This window comes from Pseudomonas sp. XP1 (genome assembly GCF_053557675.1).
The window spans coordinates 297,728-316,421 of the sequence record NZ_JBNRIJ010000001.1; the positions used below are offsets into that span (position 1 = coordinate 297,728).

The window sequence follows — 18,694 nt, forward strand, 5'->3', positions numbered from 1 at the left end:
ATCGACCTCCAGGTCTGCCGCCCGGTCAACAGGGAGACCCTAGGCCGCGATGGTGAACCAATGGACGTCTTTGCTGACAATGAAATGTCGAGCCGCAGTGATGTGGTCGGGCAACTGATCGTGGCGTTTTCCCTGATTCTGCTGTTGGCCTTGTTACTGGGGCTGTTCTCCCTCTACCGCCTCGCCGGGGCGCTGGACACTCGACAAGTGGAGCAAAGCCGCTTCTATGCTGAGTCCGCCATGGCCCAGCTGCAGAAGAACGACAAGACATTCCTGCTGACCCATGCCAACTGGCAGGCCGCCTACGATCACTTGGGTGGGCAGGTCGATACACATTGGGCATACGACGAGGACAACGTCGGCGCCACGCTCTATACCTCCGATGGATACGAAGGCGTATATGTGCTCGATGACGACGGTACCCGGTACGCAATACTGGACGGTAAGCTCAGCCAGCAGGGTCTGGAGCAGCATACCGTCAGTGCCGGGAAGATCCTGCAGGAGGCTCGGCAAGCAGCGCAGCACGATCAAGCGACTTCAGGTTACCTGGTGTTTCGTGGCCAGCCGGCAGTGTACGTCGCTGCACTGATCCGCCCGCAGACCCAGCCAGCCCGCCCGCCGGGACCAACTGCGGTGTTGGTGTTCATTCGGGTCCTATCGCCACAGGTGCTCTTGCCGCTGGGCCAGTCCGCGGGGCTGTCCGGCCTGGCCGTGGGCGATTCGGCCGAGCAGCGCCAAGGGCGCGGCGCTCTGCCACTGGAAGGCAGCAGCCACGCGTTGACATGGGATATACCGCAGCCTGGCACCGAACTGATCCAGACAGTGATCGCGCCCTTGGCTATTGCAGTGCTACTTATCGCGCTGAGCCTGGCACTGTTTGCACGCTATGCGATCCGCGCCAGCACCAGGATCGATCGCAGCCACCGTGCGCTGATGACTTCCAGGGCTGCCCTGCAGTCGAGTGAAGAGCGCTTCAAGGCGGTGGCCGAAGCTGCCTCGGACTGGATCTGGGAAACGGATGTGCTCCTTCGCCTGACCTACCTTTCGGACCGGTTCACCGCGCTCACCGGGCACCCAGTCGAAGCGTGGCGACAGCGCCCGATTACCGAGTTGCTGTCGTGTGATACCAGCAACCTGCGAACCAGTCTGCACAGCCTGGCCGCAACAGGCTCTTCCGGCACGCTGCGCTGCCAATACCAGGACCATCTGGGTCAACAGCGTATCTGCAGGATTTCTTCGCGCGCGATCGTGGCCGAAGGCGTGTGTACCGGCTTTCGTGGCACGTGCACCGACATCACCGACGAAGTGGCCGCCCATGCCCAGATTCAGCACCTGTCCTTGCACGACGCCCTGACCGGCCTGCCGAATCGCAACAAGCTATTCCGTTTCCTCGAGCAATCGACGCCTGGCGCTGAGCTGCCCCAGGTGGCGCTGCTGATGCTCGACCTGGACAACTTCAAGCCAATCAACGACAGCCTTGGGCATCCGGCCGGCGACGCGGTGCTGCTCGAGGTAGCGAGCCGCCTCGGCCAAGTTACCCGTGACAGTGATCTGGTCGCCCGCCTGGGAGGCGATGAATTCATCGTCGTGCTGACCCGGCCAGGCGATCACCAGGACCTGGACCGATTTTGCATGCGCGTGATCGAGGCGATCAGGCGCCCCATACAAATCGAAGGGCATGTCGTGCAAGTGGGAGTAAGCCTGGGTGTCGTGCTGTCGGCCGAGTACCCCGGTGCGCCAAGCGATCTGATCCGGCACGCCGACGTGGCCCTTTACAGCGCCAAGCAGGCGGGCAAGAACACCTGGCGCTTCTTTTCGGCACAGATGAACGCCGCATTGATGGAGAAGCGTGTGCTGGAAAGCGAGCTGCGCGAGGGCATACCGCGTGGCGAGCTGGTGCTGCATTTTCAGCCGCGCTTCAAGGTCGATGGGGTCTCGATCGCATCGGCCGAGGCCCTGGTGCGCTGGCAACACCCGCGCCTGGGCCTGCTCCGCCCGGACCATTTCATCCCGCTTGCCGAAGAGTCCGACCTGATCGTGCTGCTTGGCAACTGGGTGCTGCAGGAAGCCTGTATCAAGGCGCGGGGCTGGCCGCAGGCAGTGATGGTCTCGGTCAACATGTCGCCGGCCCAGTTCAGCCGCAGCGATGTGGTCCGCGACGTCGGCGACGCATTGCGCGCCACCGGGTTGCCGGCCCACCGCCTTGAGCTGGAAATTACCGAGAACGTCATGCTCAACGATGTTGAAGGCGCACTGCACACCATGCTTGCGCTGAAGGAGCTGGGCGTGCGCCTGAACATGGACGACTTCGGGACCGGTTACTCCTCGCTGGGCTACCTGCGTACCTACCCGTTCGACAGTATCAAGATCGACAAGCGCTTCGTGCAGCACCTGGGCAAGAGCGGCAGCGACCGTAGCGTGGTCCAGGCCATCATCAACCTTGGCAATGCAATGGGCATGACGGTGACTGCCGAAGGTGTCGAGACCGCCGAGCAACTGGCCTTGCTCAGCGATGACCAATGCCATGAAGTACAAGGCTTTTTGCTCAGCAAACCGCTGGAAAACGAGGCGCTGATGGGGATGATGATAGACCAGGTATCGGTAGCGCAATGACGCTTCGCAGGGGAGGCAGGTTCATTCGGATGCAAACGAAGGCCGTTCCGCGAACCATGCCACCGCCAGCTCCTTGAACGCCTCAGCCGAAGGCGTCAGCGGATAGCGTTGATCATGCGCCAGCACGATGCTGTGCGTGGGCAATTTCTCCTCGGTCGGTCGGCATACCAGCGCTTGGCCATCATAGCTGCGATCACCAAATGGCCGTGTGTAGATCAGCGCCACGCCAAACCCGTTGGCGACCAGGCTACGCTGCATCTCGAAGGTGCGCACACGGTGTACAGCGGCGGGCGAAAGATCGTAGAAGCTGAACAGGTCCAGCACATGCTGCCAGCTGTGGACCTGATCGGTGACTACCAGGGTGTATTCGGACAGCGCTTTGAGGCTGACACGCGACTCCTTGGCCAACGGGTGATCGGCAGCCAGCAGTACCTGAGCGGTCAGCTGGCACAGCTGGGTGCATTGAGTGTTCGGCGGCAGGCCCAGATCGTAGGTGATTGCCAGCTCTATCGCGCCCTCACTCAGCCGCTTGCCCACATAATCGAAGCTGCCTTCGCGCATATCGACCGTTACCCTCGGGCAGGACTCCTGCATCCGGCGCACGATCTGTGGCAGGCAATAGGGCGCCAGGTCTTCAAAACACCCGACCACCAACTCTCCGACACACTCTCCGGCATTGGCATTGATCTCGGCAAAGGTCCGAGCCTCGCTCAGCACGCGGCGGGCCTGGACCATGACGGTACGCCCGAACGGGGTCAGCGATATGCCGAGGCCACGTTGGCGCACGAAAATCGATTGGCCCAGCACCTCTTCCAATTCGGTGATGGCCGCCGAAATGGAGGGCTGCGAAACATGAAGCTCCATGGCGGCAGTCGTCAGGTTCCCGTGCTTGGCCGCTGCGAGCGCGTAGCGCAGTTGTCGCAGAGTGAACTTCATAGGTTTTTCCGTTGTGATACATCAGGACATATTATTTTATCCTTTTTTGAGGTTGTGAAATATTTCCTCTGTGCAGTGGCCACCGATCACAGGTGCCACGCCGATGCCGATTGCAAGGCTGATCAGCCAGTTTGGCGACCCTCTTGGGGCCGGATGCCCTCAACTACTGCAATCCATGTTCTTGTTTGGGAGCGTCACAATGAAAATTACAAAGGCTCTGCTGACCACGACACTGTCTTTCGGGCTGCTGGCGGCCACTGGTGCCAGCCAGGCAGCCGGCTGGTGCGAGTCTGGCAAACCGGTGAAATTCGCCGGATTGAACTGGGAAAGCGGGATGCTGCTCACGGACGTGATGCAGTTCGTGCTGAAAAATGGATACGGCTGCGAAACCGACAGCCTGCCGGGTAACTCCATCTCCATGGAAAACGCCCTGAGCAGCAACGACATTCAGGTGTTTGCCGAAGAGTGGGTAGGGCGCAGCGAGGTCTGGAACAAGGCCGCTGCTGCCGGCAAGGTCGTTGGCGTTGGCGCGCCGGTCGTTGGCGCGGTCGAAGGCTGGTACGTGCCGCGTTACGTGATCGAAGGCGACCCCAAACGCAAACTCGAAGCCAAGGCACCAAACCTCAAGACCATCGCCGATCTTGGCCAATACGCCCAGGTCTTCAAGGACCCGGAGGAGCCGGACAAGGGGCGATTCTACAATTGCCCGGCCGGCTGGACATGCGAGCTGGACAACAGCGAGATGCTCAAGCACTACGGCCTGGAAAACAGCTACACCAACTTCCGCCCGGGCACCGGCCCGGCACTGGATGCTGCGGTGTTGTCGAGCTACAAGCGTGGCGAGCCGATTCTGTTCTACTACTGGTCACCGACGCCGCTGATGGGCCTGGTCGACCTGGTGAAGCTGGATGAGAAGCCAGGCGTGGATAAAACCCTGACCATCAAAGTGGGCTTGTCGAAGGCCTTCCACGAGCAGGCGCCGGAACTGGTGGCGGTGCTGGAAAAGGTCAATCTGCCGATCGACCTGCTGAACCAGAACCTGGCGCGCATGAGCAAGGACCGTATCGAGTCGCCGGAACTGGCCAGGTTGTTCCTCAAGGAGCACCCCGAGGTCTGGCACAGCTGGGTCAGCGAAGACGCAGCCAAAAAGGTGGACGCGGCACTCTGAGCGTGTGGGCTCGTCCGGCTCCTGCCGGACCCGGCACGCGACAGTCCGTTTCATGCACTTGTTCGAGAGAATTCCATGTTTCCCAAGAACTTCACGTTTTCCATTGCCGACTGGGTCAATGGCTGGGTCGATGCGCTTGTAACAAACTACGGTGACGTGTTCCGGCATATCTCCGACACCCTGCTGTGGGCCATCGTCAACCTCGAAGGCCTGCTGCGCGCAGTACCCTGGTGGCTGATGCTGGCCATCGTCGCCGGTATCGCCTGGCACGCCACCCGCAAAGTCGTGACCACTGCCGTGATCGTCGGCTTGCTCTTCCTGGTCGGCGCGGTCGGCCTCTGGGACAAGCTTATGCAGACCCTGGCGCTGATGCTGGTCGCAACGCTGATATCGGTCCTGGTCGGCATTCCGCTGGGGGGGCTGTCGGCACGCAACGATCGCTTGCGGGCGGTGTTGATGCCGCTGCTCGACATCATGCAGACCATGCCCAGCTTCGTGTACCTGATACCGGTGCTGATGCTGTTCGGCCTGGGCAAGGTGCCGGCGATCTTCGCCACCGTCATCTATGCCGCGCCGCCGCTGATTCGCCTGACCGACCTGGGCATTCGTCAGGTGGATGGCGAAGTCATGGAAGCGATCAACGCTTTCGGTGCCAATCGCATGCAACAGCTGTTCGGCGTGCAGCTGCCACTGGCGTTGCCGAGCATCATGGCCGGTATCAACCAGACCACCATGATGGCCCTGTCGATGGTGGTCATTGCCTCGATGATCGGTGCCCGTGGCCTGGGTGAAGACGTCCTGGTCGGCATCCAGACCCTGAATGTGGGCCGCGGCCTCGAAGCGGGCCTGGCCATCGTGATTCTGGCGGTCGTGATCGACCGCATTACCCAGGCCTATGGCCGACCACGGCATGGGGTGGGCAAATGAGCGTCAAACAGACAATGAACAAGATCGAAGTCAAGAATGTCTTCAAGATATTCGGTGCACGCGCCGAAGATGCCCTGAAACTGATCCGCCAGCAAAAAGCCAAGGATCAGGTCCTGGCCGAAACCGGCTGCGTGGTCGGGGTCAACGATCTCTCGTTGTCCATCGGCAGCGGCGAGATCTTCGTGATCATGGGGCTGTCGGGCTCGGGCAAGTCGACCCTGGTGCGCCACTTCAACCGCCTGATCGACCCGACCAGCGGCGAGATCCTGGTCGATGGCGAAGACATTTTGCAGTACGACATGCAAGCCCTGCGCGAATTCCGCCGGCACAAGATCAGCATGGTGTTCCAGAGCTTCGGCCTGTTGCCGCACCGCACCGTGCTGGACAACGTCGCCTACGGCCTGAAAGTCCGTGGCGAGAGCAAGGCCAGGTGCACAGAGCGTGCCCTGCACTGGGTCAACACCGTGGGCCTGAGGGGTTACGAAAAGTCGTACCCGCACCAATTGTCGGGCGGTATGCGTCAGCGCGTCGGCCTGGCCCGCGCCCTGGCTGCCGACACCGACATCATCCTGATGGACGAGGCCTTCAGTGCGCTCGACCCGCTGATTCGCGCCGAAATGCAGGACCAGTTGCTGGAGCTGCAAAAGACCCTGCACAAGACCATCGTCTTCATCACTCATGACCTGGACGAGGCGGTGCGTATCGGCAACCGGATCGCCATTCTCAAGGACGGGCGCCTGGTCCAGGTCGGCACGCCGAAAGAAATCCTCTATCAGCCTGCGGACGAATACGTCGATCGTTTCGTGCAACGTCGCGTAGCTTCGCTTTAAGGAACCGCGTGTATGTCGTTTGCCGAAAGAATCATCATCGCCGACGCGCCTGTGCGTTGGCAGGACGTGGTGGCTGTGGCCCGGCATGGCGCGAAGCTTGAGCTGGCCCCATCGGCCTGGGCGCGGATCGAGAACGCCCAGGCGATTGTCCAGCGCATCGTTTCCAGCGGTGACCGCGCCTATGGCGTGAACACCGGGCTTGGCGCCTTGTGCAATGTCTCGTTGCAGGATGAACAACTCAGCCAGCTGTCGCACAACACCTTGCTCAGCCATGCCTGTGGCGTGGGTACGGCGCTGTCGGACGAACAGACCCGGGCGATCATGTGCGCCGCGATCATCAATTTCTGCCAGGGCCGTTCCGGCCTGCAGCGCAAGGTGGTCGAGGCACTGCTGACCTTGCTCAACCAGCACATCACCCCGCAGGTGCCGAAGCAGGGGTCGGTGGGGTACCTGACCCACATGGCACATATCAGCATCAGCTTGCTGGGCGTCGGCCAGGTCAGCTATCGCGGCCAGATCATGCCGGCGCAGCAGGCTTTGGCCGAGGTCGGCCTGGCGCCGGTCAAACTGGGTGCCAAGGATGGTCTGTGCCTGGTCAACGGTACCCCTTGCATGACCGGCCTGAGCTGCTTGTCTCTGGACGACGCCACTCGGTTGAGCCAATGGGCGGACGTTATCAGCGCCATGAGCTTCGAGGCCCTGCGCGGCCAGCTCGATGCCTTCGACCCTGAAATCATCGCTATGAAACCGCACCCCGGCATGCAGCGCGTGGGCAGCAACCTGCGTCGCCTGCTCGATGGCAGCGAAATCATTGCCAGCAGCCAAGGCATTCGCACCCAGGACGCCTTGAGCATTCGCTCCATTCCGCAGGTTCATGGCGCCGCTCGCGATCAGTTGGAGCACGCTGCGCGGCAGATCGAAACCGAACTCAACTCCACCACCGACAACCCGATGCTGCTGGGTACGCCCGAGTCGTATCGGGTGGTTTCCCAGGCGAATCCGCACGGCCAGTCGGTGGCCATGGCGGCCGACTTGCTGGCCATCGCGGTGGCCGAGATCGGGGCGATTGCCGAGCGTCGTCTCGATCGCTTGATCAACCCGTTGGTCAGCGGCTTGCCGGCCTTCCTGGTCAGCCAGCCGGGGGTGAATTCGGGCATGATGATCGTCCAGTACGTGGCCGCTTCACTGTGTGCGGAAAACCGTCAGCTGGCACAACCGGCAGTCGTCGATAATTACGTCACCTCCGGCCTGCAGGAGGACCATCTGAGCATGGGCACCAATGCCGGGTTGAAGCTGCACCGCGCCCTGGAGAACTGCACGCAGATCCTTGCCATCGAATACCTGTTGGCGGCCCAGGCCTTCGAGTTTCTCAAGGAGCAGCGCTTTGGCGCGGGTACCAGCGTTGCCTGGCGGTTGTTGCGCGAACGCGTCCCGGCGTATGCCCAGGACCGTTGGCTGGCCCCGGATATCGCCAGCAGCGCATCGATCCTGAAGGATCCAGGCGTGCTTGGCGCTGCGTTCCCCGACCTGCTATGACCGATGCTTGCGCGCGCTGTGCAGGCGTTTTGGCTGCCGGGTGCCGTACGGGATGTGTCCGTACGGCATGTTTTCCCAGCGACTTCTCTAGAGGATCGGTTTGCCGCCAGTGACTCCGTAACGTGAGCCACTGATGTAACTGCCCTCCTGGCAGTGCTGCTTTTGCGCCAGGTCCCCTGGCAACAGCAGGCATTGGTCGGGTTCGGTATCGGTAGTCAGAACAAACATTCAACGAGCGCGTTACCACCTGCCTTTCCGATGGAATTATTCCCACCTTGTACTGCTCAATAGCGAATGAACCATCGATGTCGGGAGGTTCTTGGGTACTGCCGAAGGGATTTCACCCTGCATTCAACCCACTTGTTCGGAGGTACTGACATGCAGCCGGAAACCGAAGGCTCCGAGGAGAAGGGGCCAAGTGACGTACCCTTTGTCAACGACCCGGAAAAGCCCACCTCGCCACCCTTGAATGACGCTGATGCCACGGATGCTGCCGAGGTGGAGCAAGAAATAGAGGACGATGACGAATCCATTCAGCCATGAGGAGTACACGATGGACAATTATCACCTCAGCCCGACATCGGATGGCTGGGAATTGAAGAAAGTGGGTGCTGAACGGCCCTTCAGACGAGCGGCGACGAAGCAGGAGTTGGTCAGTGCCCTTGCGGATTTCTTCGATGGCAAGACGGCGTCGGTAAAGATCCACAAGGCGGATGGCACCCTCGAAGAGGAACGCACCTACCCACGTTCTGCCGACCCGCGCCATAGCAAAGGCTGAAAGCCCAAAAATAGTCGAAAACTCTTTCAAGGCTGGTACGCAGATGACCTTCACCGTCTGGTTCGCAATGCTGGGCGCGGTCTTGCTGCTGCTCGCGCTCTCATCCTCCTACCTGCGATGGATCCCTGTGACTTCGTCCGTGGTGTGCCTTGCCCTGGGTATCGGCCTGGGCACATCGGGGTTGGGGTTTCTACAGCTGGACGTGAGCAGGTCGAGCGGCTGGATGGAGCATCTCACCGAAGTCGCCGTATTGTTTTCGCTGTTCTTCAGTGGCTTGAAGTTGCGCCTGCCCCTGCATGACCGCAGGTGGTGGGGCGCCTTCTACCTGGCTGGGCCGGTGATGTTGATCTGCATCGGCGGAGTAACGCTGGTATTGCATTACGGCCTGGACCTGGGGTGGGGTATGTCAGTGCTGATCGGGGCGATACTCGCACCCACCGACCCCGTGCTTGCCACCCTGGTGCAGGTGGTTGATGCCCAGGATGATGATCCGGTGCGTTTCAGCTTGTCTGGCGAGGCAGGGCTCAACGATGGCGTGGCGTTCCCCTTCGTCATCCTCGGGTTGTTCCTTCAGCAGGATACCGGCCAGGCATGGTTCAGTGACTGGTTGTTCAAGGACATGCTGTGGGCAGTGACCGCAGGCCTGTTGCTTGGTTACTGGATGGGGCGCGGCCTGGGCAAGCTCACGCTCTTTTTGCGCCTGCGCAACGACGACAGTACCGTGTCGCCCAATGACTACCTGGCCCTTGCCCTGATTGCGCTGGCTTACGTGAGCGCCGAGTCGGTTCAGGCCTATGGGTTTTTAGCGGTGTTCGCTGCTGGCCTCGGTTTACGCCAGGCAGAGGTTCAGACCTCCAATGGCCCCGAAGAGCCCGCTGCTGAACATCTGGTACAGCCCGTGGTAGGTCACCAGCACGTGGCGCCGGAGATGGCCGTCAAAGGTGATGTGCAAGGCCTCGACGACTCGCAGGTGGCAGCAGGCATCATGTTGGAGGATATGCTGGCTTTCGGCAGCTTGATCGAACGGGCAATGGAGGTGTTTCTGGTGACCATGCTCGGGGTAGTACTCATCGAGCATTGGGACTGGCGGGCCTTGATCGTAGCCGCAGCGCTTTTCCTGCTGATTCGTCCCTTGAGCATCCTCCTGTTCCCGGCTCGAGGAATGCTGGATATCCGGCAGCGTGGGCTATTGGGATGGTTTGGCATTCGAGGCATCGGCAGCTTCTACTATCTGTTCTATGCCCTCAATCATGGGCTGCTTGGCACGCCGGCCGCGCAGAGCATGAACCTGGTTCTATCGGTGGTGGCGTTGAGCATTCTGCTGCACGGTTTGAGCGTTCAACCGCTGCTTGCCAGGTACGAAGCGTGGAAGGGGCGCCTCACTGCGTCGTTGTAGCTTGAAGCCGACGCACGGCGTTTGCTGGGCACTGCGTTCAAATCCAGAAAAAAGGCCAGGGTGCAAAGCCCCCTGGCCGAACTCACGTCAAGTTAGCGATTTTCGCTACCACGACCGCCACCGTGACTGTTCTGTCCGCCTTTGCGTCCAGCCTCGGAGGCGCGCTCACGGTCGTTGGCGAAATTGCCCCCAGAGCTCTGGCCGCCTTTGCGACCTGCCTCTGACGCCTTCTCACGGTCATTGGCAAAGTTGCCTGGGTTGTTCTGTGCGGTACCACCTTGGTGGCCACGATTGGATTGGTTGTCAGCCATGATCTTTCACCTCATGTCGTCACACAGGAAAGTCTGTGTTCAACTCGGACGTCAGGCAGGGGGGCGTTTGCTCCACTGCTTTCTGCTCGGCCCGACGGGTTGCGCGAAAGATACCGTGCGGGCGACTGTGGCGCCGCAGAGCTTTGTTCGCCAACCTTTGGGGGATGACTTGCGTCGAGTTTGTCGGCCCAATCGTTCAGCTCCTGCGTCGTGAATGGGTGATTGCAAAACCTACGATCATTCCAAGCGCCGCTGCGCCGACCAATAGAGGTGTCTTGTCCTTTGGCTTCCTCCAGCCTCCGTCGACGCTCCTCATGCCACTCGGCGGCTCAAAGAGGTTGCCTGATGATGTTTCGGCTCTGGGGCTACGGCTTATCCCCCGACGCGTCAGCCACCCCGATAACAGAGGCAGACCTGGTACCAGGTAACTGGCCAGATGCGCCAGGCGGGCCGTGGCACCAACCGTGGTGTGAGCGCGTGGTGAGATTGCGCAGGCCACCATGGCCTTCGCCACAAGTTCGGGATCATATACAGGGCCTGGAGGCGTCAGCGCATGGCCTGTGTAGTTGCCGCCATCTCGGAAGCCCGGTGTGTCCATGACTGCCGGATAGATATCGCACACGTGGATGTCGGCAAACGCCGTCAATTCCCCTCGCAGCGCCTCAGTCAGCCCACGCAAGCCGAACTTGCTCGCAGAGTACGCTGCTGCATAGGGTTGGGCCACCCAACTGCCCAGTGACAGCGTGTTGATCAGGATACCGCTGCCTTGGGCCTTGAACAGGGGAAGGGCTACAAAAGCGCCGCGCAAGTACCCCATCAGGTCAGTCTGGATGACCTGCTCATGGGCCTCCAGTGGTGTTTCCTCGAAATTGCCGACTGCGCCGACGCCTGCGTTGTTGATCCAGATATCGATCCGTCCGCGGCCAAATTCTGCTGCCTGCGCGGCCAGCGCTTGCACCTGGTCGTTGCGCGTGACATCGGTCGTGATCGCTATGGCATCCGTCCCGCAGTCGGTGCATTCATCCAATACGTCGAATAACGCCTCTTCGTCGCGCGCGGCAAGCACCAGGCGAGCACCCTTGCAGGCAAATGCGTGCGCGGCGGCACGGCCGATACCGCTGGAAGCGCCAGTGATCACCACGACTTTGCCGCGCAGCGGCCCCTTGGTTGGGTAGCCCTCGCGGGGCGAGTTCTGTTCCGTGCCGGACGTATCCTGGTCATCAAGTGGCGCGATCGTTTCGCTGGCTTCGATCCGAGAGATTTCAAGAACGGTGCCGTCGACCAGGGTCAACGTCAGCCCTTCAACCGTGCCAGCCTCTCTGTTCGGAAACACGGGTTCTCCTTCGGCATCCACGCTGTCGTAGATGAAACGCGTGCCTTCGATCCACCCAACGGCGGTCAAGAGTTCAGGGCCGAGGTAATACTTCCCGTCCTGGAAGAAACCTGGGAACTGATGTGCCCGCTCGATGTTTTCCACGCGATAGCGTTCACCTGATTTCATACCTGTCGCTTGATCGATCATATTGCGAACCTCTGTAGGTGGATCTCGAAAAGGTCAGCCTTTGCTGTGCTCGTCAGAAGCAGGCCCGTTGCGCTTGTCGCCTAGTGGGCCTGCAACGCCCCGGATACCAAAGCGCTCGTTCGCACCTGCGGCAGCAGGCGCATCTTTGCGTGTTGGATATGCAGGGGAAGCCAGGGCGGACGGCAAAGTTCAGACCAACAAGTCCGGTGGTACCAAATGCTGCTTTGCTGCATCCGTGTGTCACGGGATGATGTCCTGAACCGCCGCGGCCGGGGCTGATGCCTTGACGGTGCGCGGCTGGCGAACATGCCGTCGTCAATGCCGCAGTGGGCGTCTGAATGCCAGAGGCGGGGAGAGATGTCTTTCTCGAAGGGCTATGAACGAGTGGTTATGCCTGTGGACGGCGCGGCGGCAACGAGACGGCTCTCTACATAAAGATGTGCCTCGTATCAGGCGGCCATCCTAGCCGTTCACATCAACAATCAACCGGCCACGGATCTTCCCTTCCATCAGTTCAGAGGCGGCTGCAATTGCGCTCTGAAGGCAAATTTCTTTGGTCATCAACGATAGTGCGTCGATGTTCAGTTGTTTGGACAGCCTTTCCCACGCTTCGACTCGTCGCTCGAATGGTTGAGTGACGCTATTGATGCCGAGCAGGCTTACCCCTCGAAGAATGAAAGGGGCAACCGTTGCCGGAAAATCCATGCCTTGAGCCAGCCCGCACGCAGCCACGAGGCCTTCGGTCATTGTGCTCGCGCACGCATTGGCCAGCGTATGGCTGCCGACCGAGTCGATAACAGCCGCCCATTTTTCTTTTGCCAATGGACGCCCCGGGGCTGAAAGCTCGGCCCGATCGATGATGGCCGTTGCCCCGAGGCTTTTCAGGTAGGCGGCTTCGCTAGCTTTTCCGGTTGCGGCAGTGACGGTATAGCCGGCTCCGGCCAGAAGGCTGATGGCTAGGCTACCGACGCCGCCTGTGGCGCCTGTGACCAACACAGGCCCATCGGAGGGTTTCAATCCATGGCGCTCCAAAGCCATCAGGCATAGCATGGCGGTGTAACCAGCGGTGCCGATGGCCATGGTCTGGCGTTCGTTCAGGCGCTCAGGATGAGGGATCAGCCAATCGCCGTTCAATCTCGCCTTTTGTGCAAGCCCACCCCAATGGCTTTCACCCACCCCCCAACCATTGAGCAGTACGCGGTCGCCTGGCTGGTATCGTGGATCGTCACTGGCTTCGACGGTTCCCGCGAGGTCGATGCCCGGCACCATCGGAAATTGACGAACAACCGGCCCTTTGCCGGTGATAGCCAGCGCATCCTTGTAGTTCAAGGTGCTGTAGGCCACCTTAACCGTCACGTTCCCGGTGGGCAGTTGGTCATTCATCAGCTCGGTGAGTCGGGCCGAGTACTTCTCTTCCAGCTTCTCGATCAGAATGGCCTTGAACATTGCTTGTCCTCATTTAGACCGGTTGTCTTTAAATTGTCCTACAGGAATCACCGGGTGATTCCCGTCAGAAAGCCTTGGAAAAAAATGTCCAGAGGGCGGACCTGCTGCGTCAGCCGTGCACGAAGAACGGCACCCTCCCAGCCAACCCAGAAGTAGGCCGCGAGGGCTTTGCAGTCATGCTCGCGAGACACTTCACCCAGCTCGACCGCTTCCTCCAGGCAGGCAGACAAGCGCTGCTCCCAGTCCTGCAGGGTCAGTTCCAACTGTTCACGGAAGCTGTCGGGGAGAACCAATACTTCCTGGCCAAGGTTGCCCACCAGGCAGCCTCTTCGGAACTGATACTTGGCCATCCCGACCTTCGCCTCTTCAACGAAGTTGGAAAGCCTCAGCAGTGGCGACACGCTCAGGTCGCTGAAGCAACGATCGAGCTTTCGAGCGAAGTAGTCGGCATAGCGCTGCAGTACCGCTTGGCCGAATGCCTCTTTGCTGTCGAAGTAGTGATAGAACGAGCCTTTGGGCACCTGCACGCGTTTGAGCACAGTGTCGATACCGGTGGCAGCAAAGCCCTGCTCTGTGAGGATTTCCATGCCACAACGCAGCAAAAGCTCAAGCGTCTCGCCATGCTCACGTGCAACTTTGGGTGGTCGACCTCTTCGAGGGACAGGTTTGGCGCTATTCATGCGTTGTAATTTAGACTGTTCGTCTCTAATGTCAACCATCGACCGACATGATTCCCGATTAACCTTAGCGTTGGATGCGTCATGAAAATGCGTTTACCTCCCCTGAACTGGCTTCGAGCTTTTGAGGCTTCTGCTCGGCTTCTGAATTTCACCCATGCCGCCGAAGAACTCAATCTCACTCAGGCAGCGATCAGCCAGCAGGTCAAGGCTTTGGAATCGCAGTTAGGCCAGGCGCTTTTCAAGCGTCTCCCGCGCGGGCTTGAGCTTACGGAGGCGGGAAAATCCTACTTTCCAGTAGTGAGAGAGTCGGTTGAGCGCCTCGCTGCATCGACGGATGAGATCTTTGGGCAGGGGCATCGAAGCGCGCTCAGCATTCGCAGCAGTCTGGTGTTCTTCACTCATTGGATCGCCCCGCGGATACCCCGATTCAAAGCGTTGCAGCCGGATGTGAGCATCCGAGTCGCGAGTAACATCTGGGTAGATGAAACAGAATTCGATGCCGATCTCGAAATCAGGTATGGACAAGGGCGCTGGCCTGGCATGAAGGCCGAACGCCTGACGTGGGACACGCTGGTGCCGGTGTGTTCACCGGCATTGATCACTGCGCAACGTCCGTTGGAGCGTCCACAGGACCTTGCAAAGCACCCGTTGCTGCACGTGCTGGGCTATGAAGAAGGCTGGGGCTATTGGCTCAAGAGGAGCAACGCAGAGAGCGTCGACTCTTCTCAGGGGATGCAGTTCGACACCCTTATTTCGGCATTGGCGATGGCTGAACTGGGCCAGGGCGTTGCGTTGGCGCGGTCTTCATTGGTCAGGCATCTTCTGGACGATGGCCGGCTCGTCGCCCCCCTTGGGCGCCATGTACCGACCAAGGAGGCGTTCTACCTGGTTTATTCAGCACACAGCATGGTCAATCCCGATGCGGCGGCGTTTGCCCAGTGGCTGTGCGAAGAGGCGCAGGCTTTCAAGGTCGCGCCCGGCACGGACGAGGACGAGCACCCTTAGCGATAAGCAAAGCACCCGAGCAATAAAAAAAATGGCCTCTTAGGGCCATTTTTTATTGCTTTCGCGATGCCTTCGAATTTCTGAAAGTAGCAATCACATCGCAAGCCCTTGGATGGTGCAGTCGTCCAGGTGACCGGTTAGTACGAGGTCTCAATAACAACAATAACCGCGCCGACGAATCTCGTTGGTACGGGGCTACCTAGGGTTATCGTCATGGAACACTCCAACCAATTGCCTTTGCAAGGCGTCAATGTCATCGATTTCGGACAATACATCGCGGGCCCCGCAGTAGCGATGATTCTCGCTGATCTGGGAGCGACTGTCGTTCACATCGACCCGCAGGGAGGGCCTCTTTGGGATAGCCCGGCAAATGCCACGCTCAATCGCAACAAGCTGTGCATGCGCCTGGATCTGAAAACGCCAGAGGGGCTGCATCAGGCTCGCGAACTCATCTCCCGTGCCGATATCGTGATCGAAAATTTCCGGCCTGGTGTCATGCCCAGGTTGGGCCTCGATTTCGCAGAGCTGCGGCGTGCTCGTCCTGAGTTGATCACGTTGTCGATTCCAGGGTTTGCCAGTGATGACGAACTGCGTGCGCAATGGCGTGCTACCGAGGCGGTGATCGCTTCGGCCTCCGGTGTGTTCACCGACATGGGTCAGAACCGCGTACTGATGGGTATCAACCCTAGTTTCTCGCCGCTTCCCCTGGCGTCTGCGTACGGCACCATGCTTGCTGTATCTTCTGTAGTGCTTGCTCTGCAGGCGCGTGAAAAGAATGGCATTGGCGATCAGATCGAAGTTCCCTTGGCATCAGCGGTGATGGAAGGTCTGTCGTACAACTCGATCAAGATCGATGGTTACCCGCTGCGCTACAAGACCCTGCGAGAGAAGGAGAGTGAGCGTCGTCGCGCCGAGAAGCTGCCGATGAACTTGAGCTATCAGGATCTGCAGGAGTTCCTCGACCCGTTCTACCGTACCTATGAATGTGCGGATGGTCGTAAATTCTACGCCGTTTGCCCATCGCATCGTGAGCATGCCAAGCGCTGTCTGCAGGCTATGGGCATCTACGAGGAAATGGTTGCCGCCGGTTTGCCCAAGGTTGATGACCCCTACCTGCCCATTGACCAGTGGCAAGGTAATGCATCGTTGGGTGTCTACCCGTTGCCTGCTGATTGGGCCGCACGCATTTCCGCGCGGATGAAAGAAGTATTCCTGACCAAGACAGCGGCGGAGTGGGAAGTCATCTTCGGTGAGGGGCGTTTCCCTGGGGCTCCGCACAGGTCGACCCAGGAGTGGCTCCATGACGAGCATTCGAATACTGCCGGGCTGATCGTTGAGGTCAATGATCGCGAGTTTGGCGTCATGAAACAGCCTGGCCCAATTGCCTGGTTGGAGGGGTGCTCAGAGCCAACGCTGAAACCAATTTCGCGTCGCGAGGTGAGCTATGAGCAAGCGTTGGCAACACTTTCCGAGCGTGCGGCTCCTGCCTTGCCGCCTGCCAAGCTCGACAAACCTGCCGGCTGGCTTGAAGGCGTCAAGATTCTAGACCTGACCAACGTCATCGCGGGGCCCCACTCGACGTCGTTCCTGGGCCGCTTCGGGGCAGATGTCATCAAGCTCGACCCCGTCGTTCCTAACTATGATCCCTGGAATACCGTGGTCTTCGGTATGTCTTCGGCACGGGGCAAGGAAAGTGTACTGGTTGACTTGAACTCTTCCGAATGGCGAGAGGTGTTCAATCGTCTTGTGCGGGAGGTCGATGTCATCGTCATGAACGCGCCCGATCGCCAACTGGCACCGCTGGGCCTGGATGAGGCCAGCCTTCAGGCGGTGAATCCTGGGGTGATCTTCTGCCAGCTCGATTGTTTCGGTGGGCCCCGCCGTGGCCCTCGCACCGATTATCTGGGGTATGACGATCTCATCCAGGCCACGACCGGGATCATGCTGCGTTTTGGTGGTGGCATGGAAACCCCGGAAGAACATGCCCACGTCGGTACCATCGACGTAATGTGTGGATTTGCTGCCGCGCTGGGCGTCGCAACGGCGCTTTATCGCAAACACCACTCCGGCGAAGTCTACCGGGCGCGCACCTCTCTGGCTTCACTGGGGAATCTGGTGCAGATCCCGTTCTGCTATGACTACGCAGGTCGAGCGCCATTCAATGAACCGTCCGGGCGCGACGTGGTTGGCTACAGCGATCTTTCTCGCTTCTACAAGACGGCGGATGGCTGGATCTACCTGGATGCGTCCGAGCCAGAACTGCACAAATTCGCCGACATCACAGAGTTCAGCGGCTTGGCGTCCGCCAGTGATCGCGCTGCCTGTCTGCAAGCGGTCATTGCCCGCATGAGCAGCTCTTTCCTTCAGGAGCGTCTGCAGGCGGCCAACATCGCTGCCGCGGTGCCGGACAACATCGATCACCTGCGCAGCCAGTACAGCCGTGCCGCTGATGGCCTGCCAGGTACCGAGAATGGCAGCTACTCCTTCAGCGTCTACAGCGACCATCCGAGCGGACACCGTGTCACGCAGCTGGACCCCTACGCCATTCGTCCGCGGGTAGCGTGTATTCGAGCGCTACCTCCCGCTGAGAAGTTTGGCACTTCGACCCGCAAGGTGCTGGGCCGCTACGGCTATACCGAGGCCCAGATTCAGTCACTCTTGGACGCCGGCGCAATTGGCGAATCCTGGAGTGAGGAATATCTGCCGAGCTGACTGCCGCCAGGCACGCATCTTTTGTGGCATTGACTTCCGCATCCAGTCCTTTGCGTTGTTGGCCATGAGGCTTTCAAGGCTTTTGATAAGCCAGGTGCGAGAGTTGGTTTGGTTTTGGCAGGGGTGGCCCCACCCAATCGCCACCCCTTCATGGCGTTCACTTCCAATACAAAACATGTCAGTACGGGAAGGTTTCCTGGTCTCAGCTACTTCCGCTTGAAAGCTTCCCGGCGAGACTCGCGCTCAGCGAGGAAACGATTGCTGATCATCGCTTCCAAGTCCTTGCGCTCTACAGGGGCGCCGCAGTGAGGACAAACGCTGGCCACGCCAACATCATGGCCGCAGGCGCGGTGCACGTAATGCACGGCCACCCCCTCATCCGGGTGCTTGCACCACTTCTCGCCCCATGCGCGTAGCGCGTAGATCACGGGATAGAAGTCCCAGCCCTTGTCGGTCAGATGGTATTCGTAGCGCAGCGGCTTTTCGCTGTAGGGCCGGCGTTTGACCAGTCCGTTCGCCTCCAGCGCTTTCAGGCGTGAAGTCAGCATCTGGGGCGTGGCGGTGGTCTGGATCTGCATTTCCTCGAAGCGTGTCGCCCCCATGTACAGCTCACGCAGGACCAGGATGGTCCATTTGTCGCCCACCGAATCCATCGAGCGTGCCACCGGGCACACCGTATTGCTTGTCTCGTCCTGCATCGGCATCACGCTGTTTTCTCCATGGAAACTATTGTTTTCATAGTAACGCAGCGAGGATGGCTATGTCGCATGGATTACTGCTCAAAGCCTCATTACTATTGACGCTATGAAAATCATAGTTAATATTGGGCCTGTG

The 18,694-nt window shown here is 59.8% G+C and carries 17 protein-coding genes; 10 read left to right on the forward strand and 7 right to left on the reverse strand.

Annotated elements, in window-relative coordinates; translation table 11 throughout:
* Window positions 1-60 precede the first annotated feature (60 nt).
* Window positions 61-2,613, forward strand: coding sequence for a bifunctional diguanylate cyclase/phosphodiesterase (locus tag ACK1U9_RS01355; protein ID WP_449109618.1), 2,553 nt, complete (start codon window positions 61-63; stop codon window positions 2,611-2,613).
* Window positions 2,614-2,634: 21 nt separating this feature from the next.
* On the opposite strand, the gene ACK1U9_RS01360 is transcribed toward ACK1U9_RS01355, so the two are convergent.
* Window positions 2,635-3,549, reverse strand: a complete 915-nt coding sequence (locus tag ACK1U9_RS01360) for a LysR family transcriptional regulator (protein ID WP_046613770.1) — start codon at window positions 3,547-3,549, stop codon at window positions 2,635-2,637.
* A 199-nt stretch (window positions 3,550-3,748) separates the two neighbouring features.
* Between ACK1U9_RS01360 and ACK1U9_RS01365 the strand changes: the two genes are divergently transcribed.
* The 4 genes from ACK1U9_RS01365 (at window position 3,749) to hutH (ending at window position 8,010) form a co-directional block, all read left to right on the forward strand.
* The gene (locus ACK1U9_RS01365; RefSeq protein WP_046613769.1) at window positions 3,749-4,717 is read left to right on the forward strand and encodes an ABC transporter substrate-binding protein; all 969 of its coding nucleotides are present in this window, start codon (window positions 3,749-3,751) and stop codon (window positions 4,715-4,717) included.
* Window positions 4,718-4,792: 75 nt separating this feature from the next.
* On the forward strand, window positions 4,793-5,644 hold the full coding sequence (locus ACK1U9_RS01370; RefSeq protein ID WP_449109619.1) for an ABC transporter permease: 852 nt from the start codon (window positions 4,793-4,795) through the stop codon (window positions 5,642-5,644).
* Window positions 5,641-6,474, forward strand: a complete 834-nt coding sequence (locus ACK1U9_RS01375; protein WP_108481418.1) for a quaternary amine ABC transporter ATP-binding protein — start codon at window positions 5,641-5,643, stop codon at window positions 6,472-6,474. Before ACK1U9_RS01370 ends, ACK1U9_RS01375 begins: the two co-directional genes overlap by 4 nt.
* 12 nt (window positions 6,475-6,486) lie before the next feature.
* Window positions 6,487-8,010: a histidine ammonia-lyase gene (gene hutH / locus ACK1U9_RS01380; protein WP_108481419.1), complete on the forward strand. Its 1,524-nt coding sequence runs from the start codon at window positions 6,487-6,489 to the stop codon at window positions 8,008-8,010.
* Between the two features lie 87 nt (window positions 8,011-8,097).
* Here the strand turns inward: hutH and ACK1U9_RS01385 are convergent, their stop codons facing one another.
* Complete coding sequence (locus ACK1U9_RS01385; protein ID WP_181381648.1) at window positions 8,098-8,238, reverse strand: hypothetical protein; 141 nt, start codon at window positions 8,236-8,238, stop codon at window positions 8,098-8,100.
* 150 nt (window positions 8,239-8,388) lie between these two features.
* On the opposite strand from ACK1U9_RS01385, the gene ACK1U9_RS01390 reads away from it, so the two are divergent.
* The 3 genes from ACK1U9_RS01390 to ACK1U9_RS01400 are packed head-to-tail and all read left to right on the forward strand — an operon-like array spanning window position 8,389 to window position 10,184.
* Window positions 8,389-8,553: a hypothetical protein gene (locus ACK1U9_RS01390; RefSeq protein ID WP_181381649.1), complete on the forward strand. Its 165-nt coding sequence runs from the start codon at window positions 8,389-8,391 to the stop codon at window positions 8,551-8,553.
* A gap of 10 nt (window positions 8,554-8,563) precedes the next feature.
* Entirely contained in the window at window positions 8,564-8,788 is a 225-nt protein-coding gene (locus tag ACK1U9_RS01395; protein WP_108481420.1) for a DUF2188 domain-containing protein, read from the forward strand.
* Window positions 8,789-8,831: 43 nt separating this feature from the next.
* Window positions 8,832-10,184, forward strand: coding sequence for a cation:proton antiporter (locus ACK1U9_RS01400; RefSeq protein ID WP_449109620.1), 1,353 nt, complete (start codon window positions 8,832-8,834; stop codon window positions 10,182-10,184).
* Window positions 10,185-10,276: 92 nt separating this feature from the next.
* Here the strand turns inward: ACK1U9_RS01400 and ACK1U9_RS01405 are convergent, their stop codons facing one another.
* The 4 genes from ACK1U9_RS01405 to acuR form a co-directional block, all read right to left on the reverse strand.
* Complete coding sequence (locus tag ACK1U9_RS01405; protein ID WP_003256807.1) at window positions 10,277-10,495, reverse strand: con-10 family general stress protein; 219 nt, start codon at window positions 10,493-10,495, stop codon at window positions 10,277-10,279.
* 196 nt (window positions 10,496-10,691) lie between these two features.
* Window positions 10,692-12,017, reverse strand: coding sequence for an SDR family oxidoreductase (locus ACK1U9_RS01410; RefSeq protein WP_108481422.1), 1,326 nt, complete (start codon window positions 12,015-12,017; stop codon window positions 10,692-10,694).
* Between the two features lie 462 nt (window positions 12,018-12,479).
* Complete coding sequence (gene acuI, locus ACK1U9_RS01415; protein ID WP_196173644.1) at window positions 12,480-13,463, reverse strand: acrylyl-CoA reductase (NADPH); 984 nt, start codon at window positions 13,461-13,463, stop codon at window positions 12,480-12,482.
* Between the two features lie 47 nt (window positions 13,464-13,510).
* Window positions 13,511-14,143, reverse strand: a complete 633-nt coding sequence (gene acuR / locus ACK1U9_RS01420; protein WP_200899997.1) for an acrylate utilization transcriptional regulator AcuR — start codon at window positions 14,141-14,143, stop codon at window positions 13,511-13,513.
* Between the two features lie 81 nt (window positions 14,144-14,224).
* Here acuR and gcvA point away from each other — a divergent pair, with 81 nt between their 5' ends.
* Together gcvA and ACK1U9_RS01430 are read left to right on the forward strand one after the other, a co-directional pair.
* Entirely contained in the window at window positions 14,225-15,148 is a 924-nt protein-coding gene (gene gcvA, locus ACK1U9_RS01425; protein ID WP_108479996.1) for a transcriptional regulator GcvA, read from the forward strand.
* A 213-nt stretch (window positions 15,149-15,361) separates the two neighbouring features.
* A complete protein-coding gene (locus ACK1U9_RS01430; RefSeq protein ID WP_108479997.1) occupies window positions 15,362-17,860 on the forward strand; it encodes a CoA transferase in 2,499 nt (832 codons plus the stop codon).
* 206 nt (window positions 17,861-18,066) lie between these two features.
* On the opposite strand, the gene ACK1U9_RS01435 is transcribed toward ACK1U9_RS01430, so the two are convergent.
* On the reverse strand, window positions 18,067-18,564 hold the full coding sequence (locus ACK1U9_RS01435) for a winged helix-turn-helix transcriptional regulator (RefSeq protein WP_108479998.1): 498 nt from the start codon (window positions 18,562-18,564) through the stop codon (window positions 18,067-18,069).
* Window positions 18,565-18,694: the final 130 nt, after the last annotated feature.

What these genes read in the sequence shown, in the direction of transcription:
- ACK1U9_RS01355 (WP_449109618.1), top strand. Translation starts at nt 61, where the DNA reads ATGGACGTCTTTGCTGACAATGAAATGTCGAGCCGCAGTGATGTGGTC.
- ACK1U9_RS01400 (WP_449109620.1), top strand. Translation starts at nt 8,832, where the DNA reads ATGACCTTCACCGTCTGGTTCGCAATGCTGGGCGCGGTCTTGCTGCTG.
- ACK1U9_RS01430 (WP_108479997.1), top strand. Translation starts at nt 15,362, where the DNA reads ATGGAACACTCCAACCAATTGCCTTTGCAAGGCGTCAATGTCATCGAT.
- ACK1U9_RS01395 (WP_108481420.1), top strand. Translation starts at nt 8,564, where the DNA reads ATGGACAATTATCACCTCAGCCCGACATCGGATGGCTGGGAATTGAAG.
- acuI (WP_196173644.1), bottom strand. Translation starts at nt 13,463, where the DNA reads ATGTTCAAGGCCATTCTGATCGAGAAGCTGGAAGAGAAGTACTCGGCC.
- ACK1U9_RS01435 (WP_108479998.1), bottom strand. Translation starts at nt 18,564, where the DNA reads ATGCCGATGCAGGACGAGACAAGCAATACGGTGTGCCCGGTGGCACGC.
- ACK1U9_RS01375 (WP_108481418.1), top strand. Translation starts at nt 5,641, where the DNA reads ATGAGCGTCAAACAGACAATGAACAAGATCGAAGTCAAGAATGTCTTC.
- ACK1U9_RS01410 (WP_108481422.1), bottom strand. Translation starts at nt 12,017, where the DNA reads ATGATCGATCAAGCGACAGGTATGAAATCAGGTGAACGCTATCGCGTG.
- ACK1U9_RS01365 (WP_046613769.1), top strand. Translation starts at nt 3,749, where the DNA reads ATGAAAATTACAAAGGCTCTGCTGACCACGACACTGTCTTTCGGGCTG.
- ACK1U9_RS01405 (WP_003256807.1), bottom strand. Translation starts at nt 10,495, where the DNA reads ATGGCTGACAACCAATCCAATCGTGGCCACCAAGGTGGTACCGCACAG.
- ACK1U9_RS01360 (WP_046613770.1), bottom strand. Translation starts at nt 3,549, where the DNA reads ATGAAGTTCACTCTGCGACAACTGCGCTACGCGCTCGCAGCGGCCAAG.
- ACK1U9_RS01390 (WP_181381649.1), top strand. Translation starts at nt 8,389, where the DNA reads ATGCAGCCGGAAACCGAAGGCTCCGAGGAGAAGGGGCCAAGTGACGTA.
- hutH (WP_108481419.1), top strand. Translation starts at nt 6,487, where the DNA reads ATGTCGTTTGCCGAAAGAATCATCATCGCCGACGCGCCTGTGCGTTGG.
- ACK1U9_RS01385 (WP_181381648.1), bottom strand. Translation starts at nt 8,238, where the DNA reads ATGTTTGTTCTGACTACCGATACCGAACCCGACCAATGCCTGCTGTTG.
- ACK1U9_RS01370 (WP_449109619.1), top strand. Translation starts at nt 4,793, where the DNA reads ATGTTTCCCAAGAACTTCACGTTTTCCATTGCCGACTGGGTCAATGGC.
- gcvA (WP_108479996.1), top strand. Translation starts at nt 14,225, where the DNA reads ATGAAAATGCGTTTACCTCCCCTGAACTGGCTTCGAGCTTTTGAGGCT.
- acuR (WP_200899997.1), bottom strand. Translation starts at nt 14,143, where the DNA reads ATGAATAGCGCCAAACCTGTCCCTCGAAGAGGTCGACCACCCAAAGTT.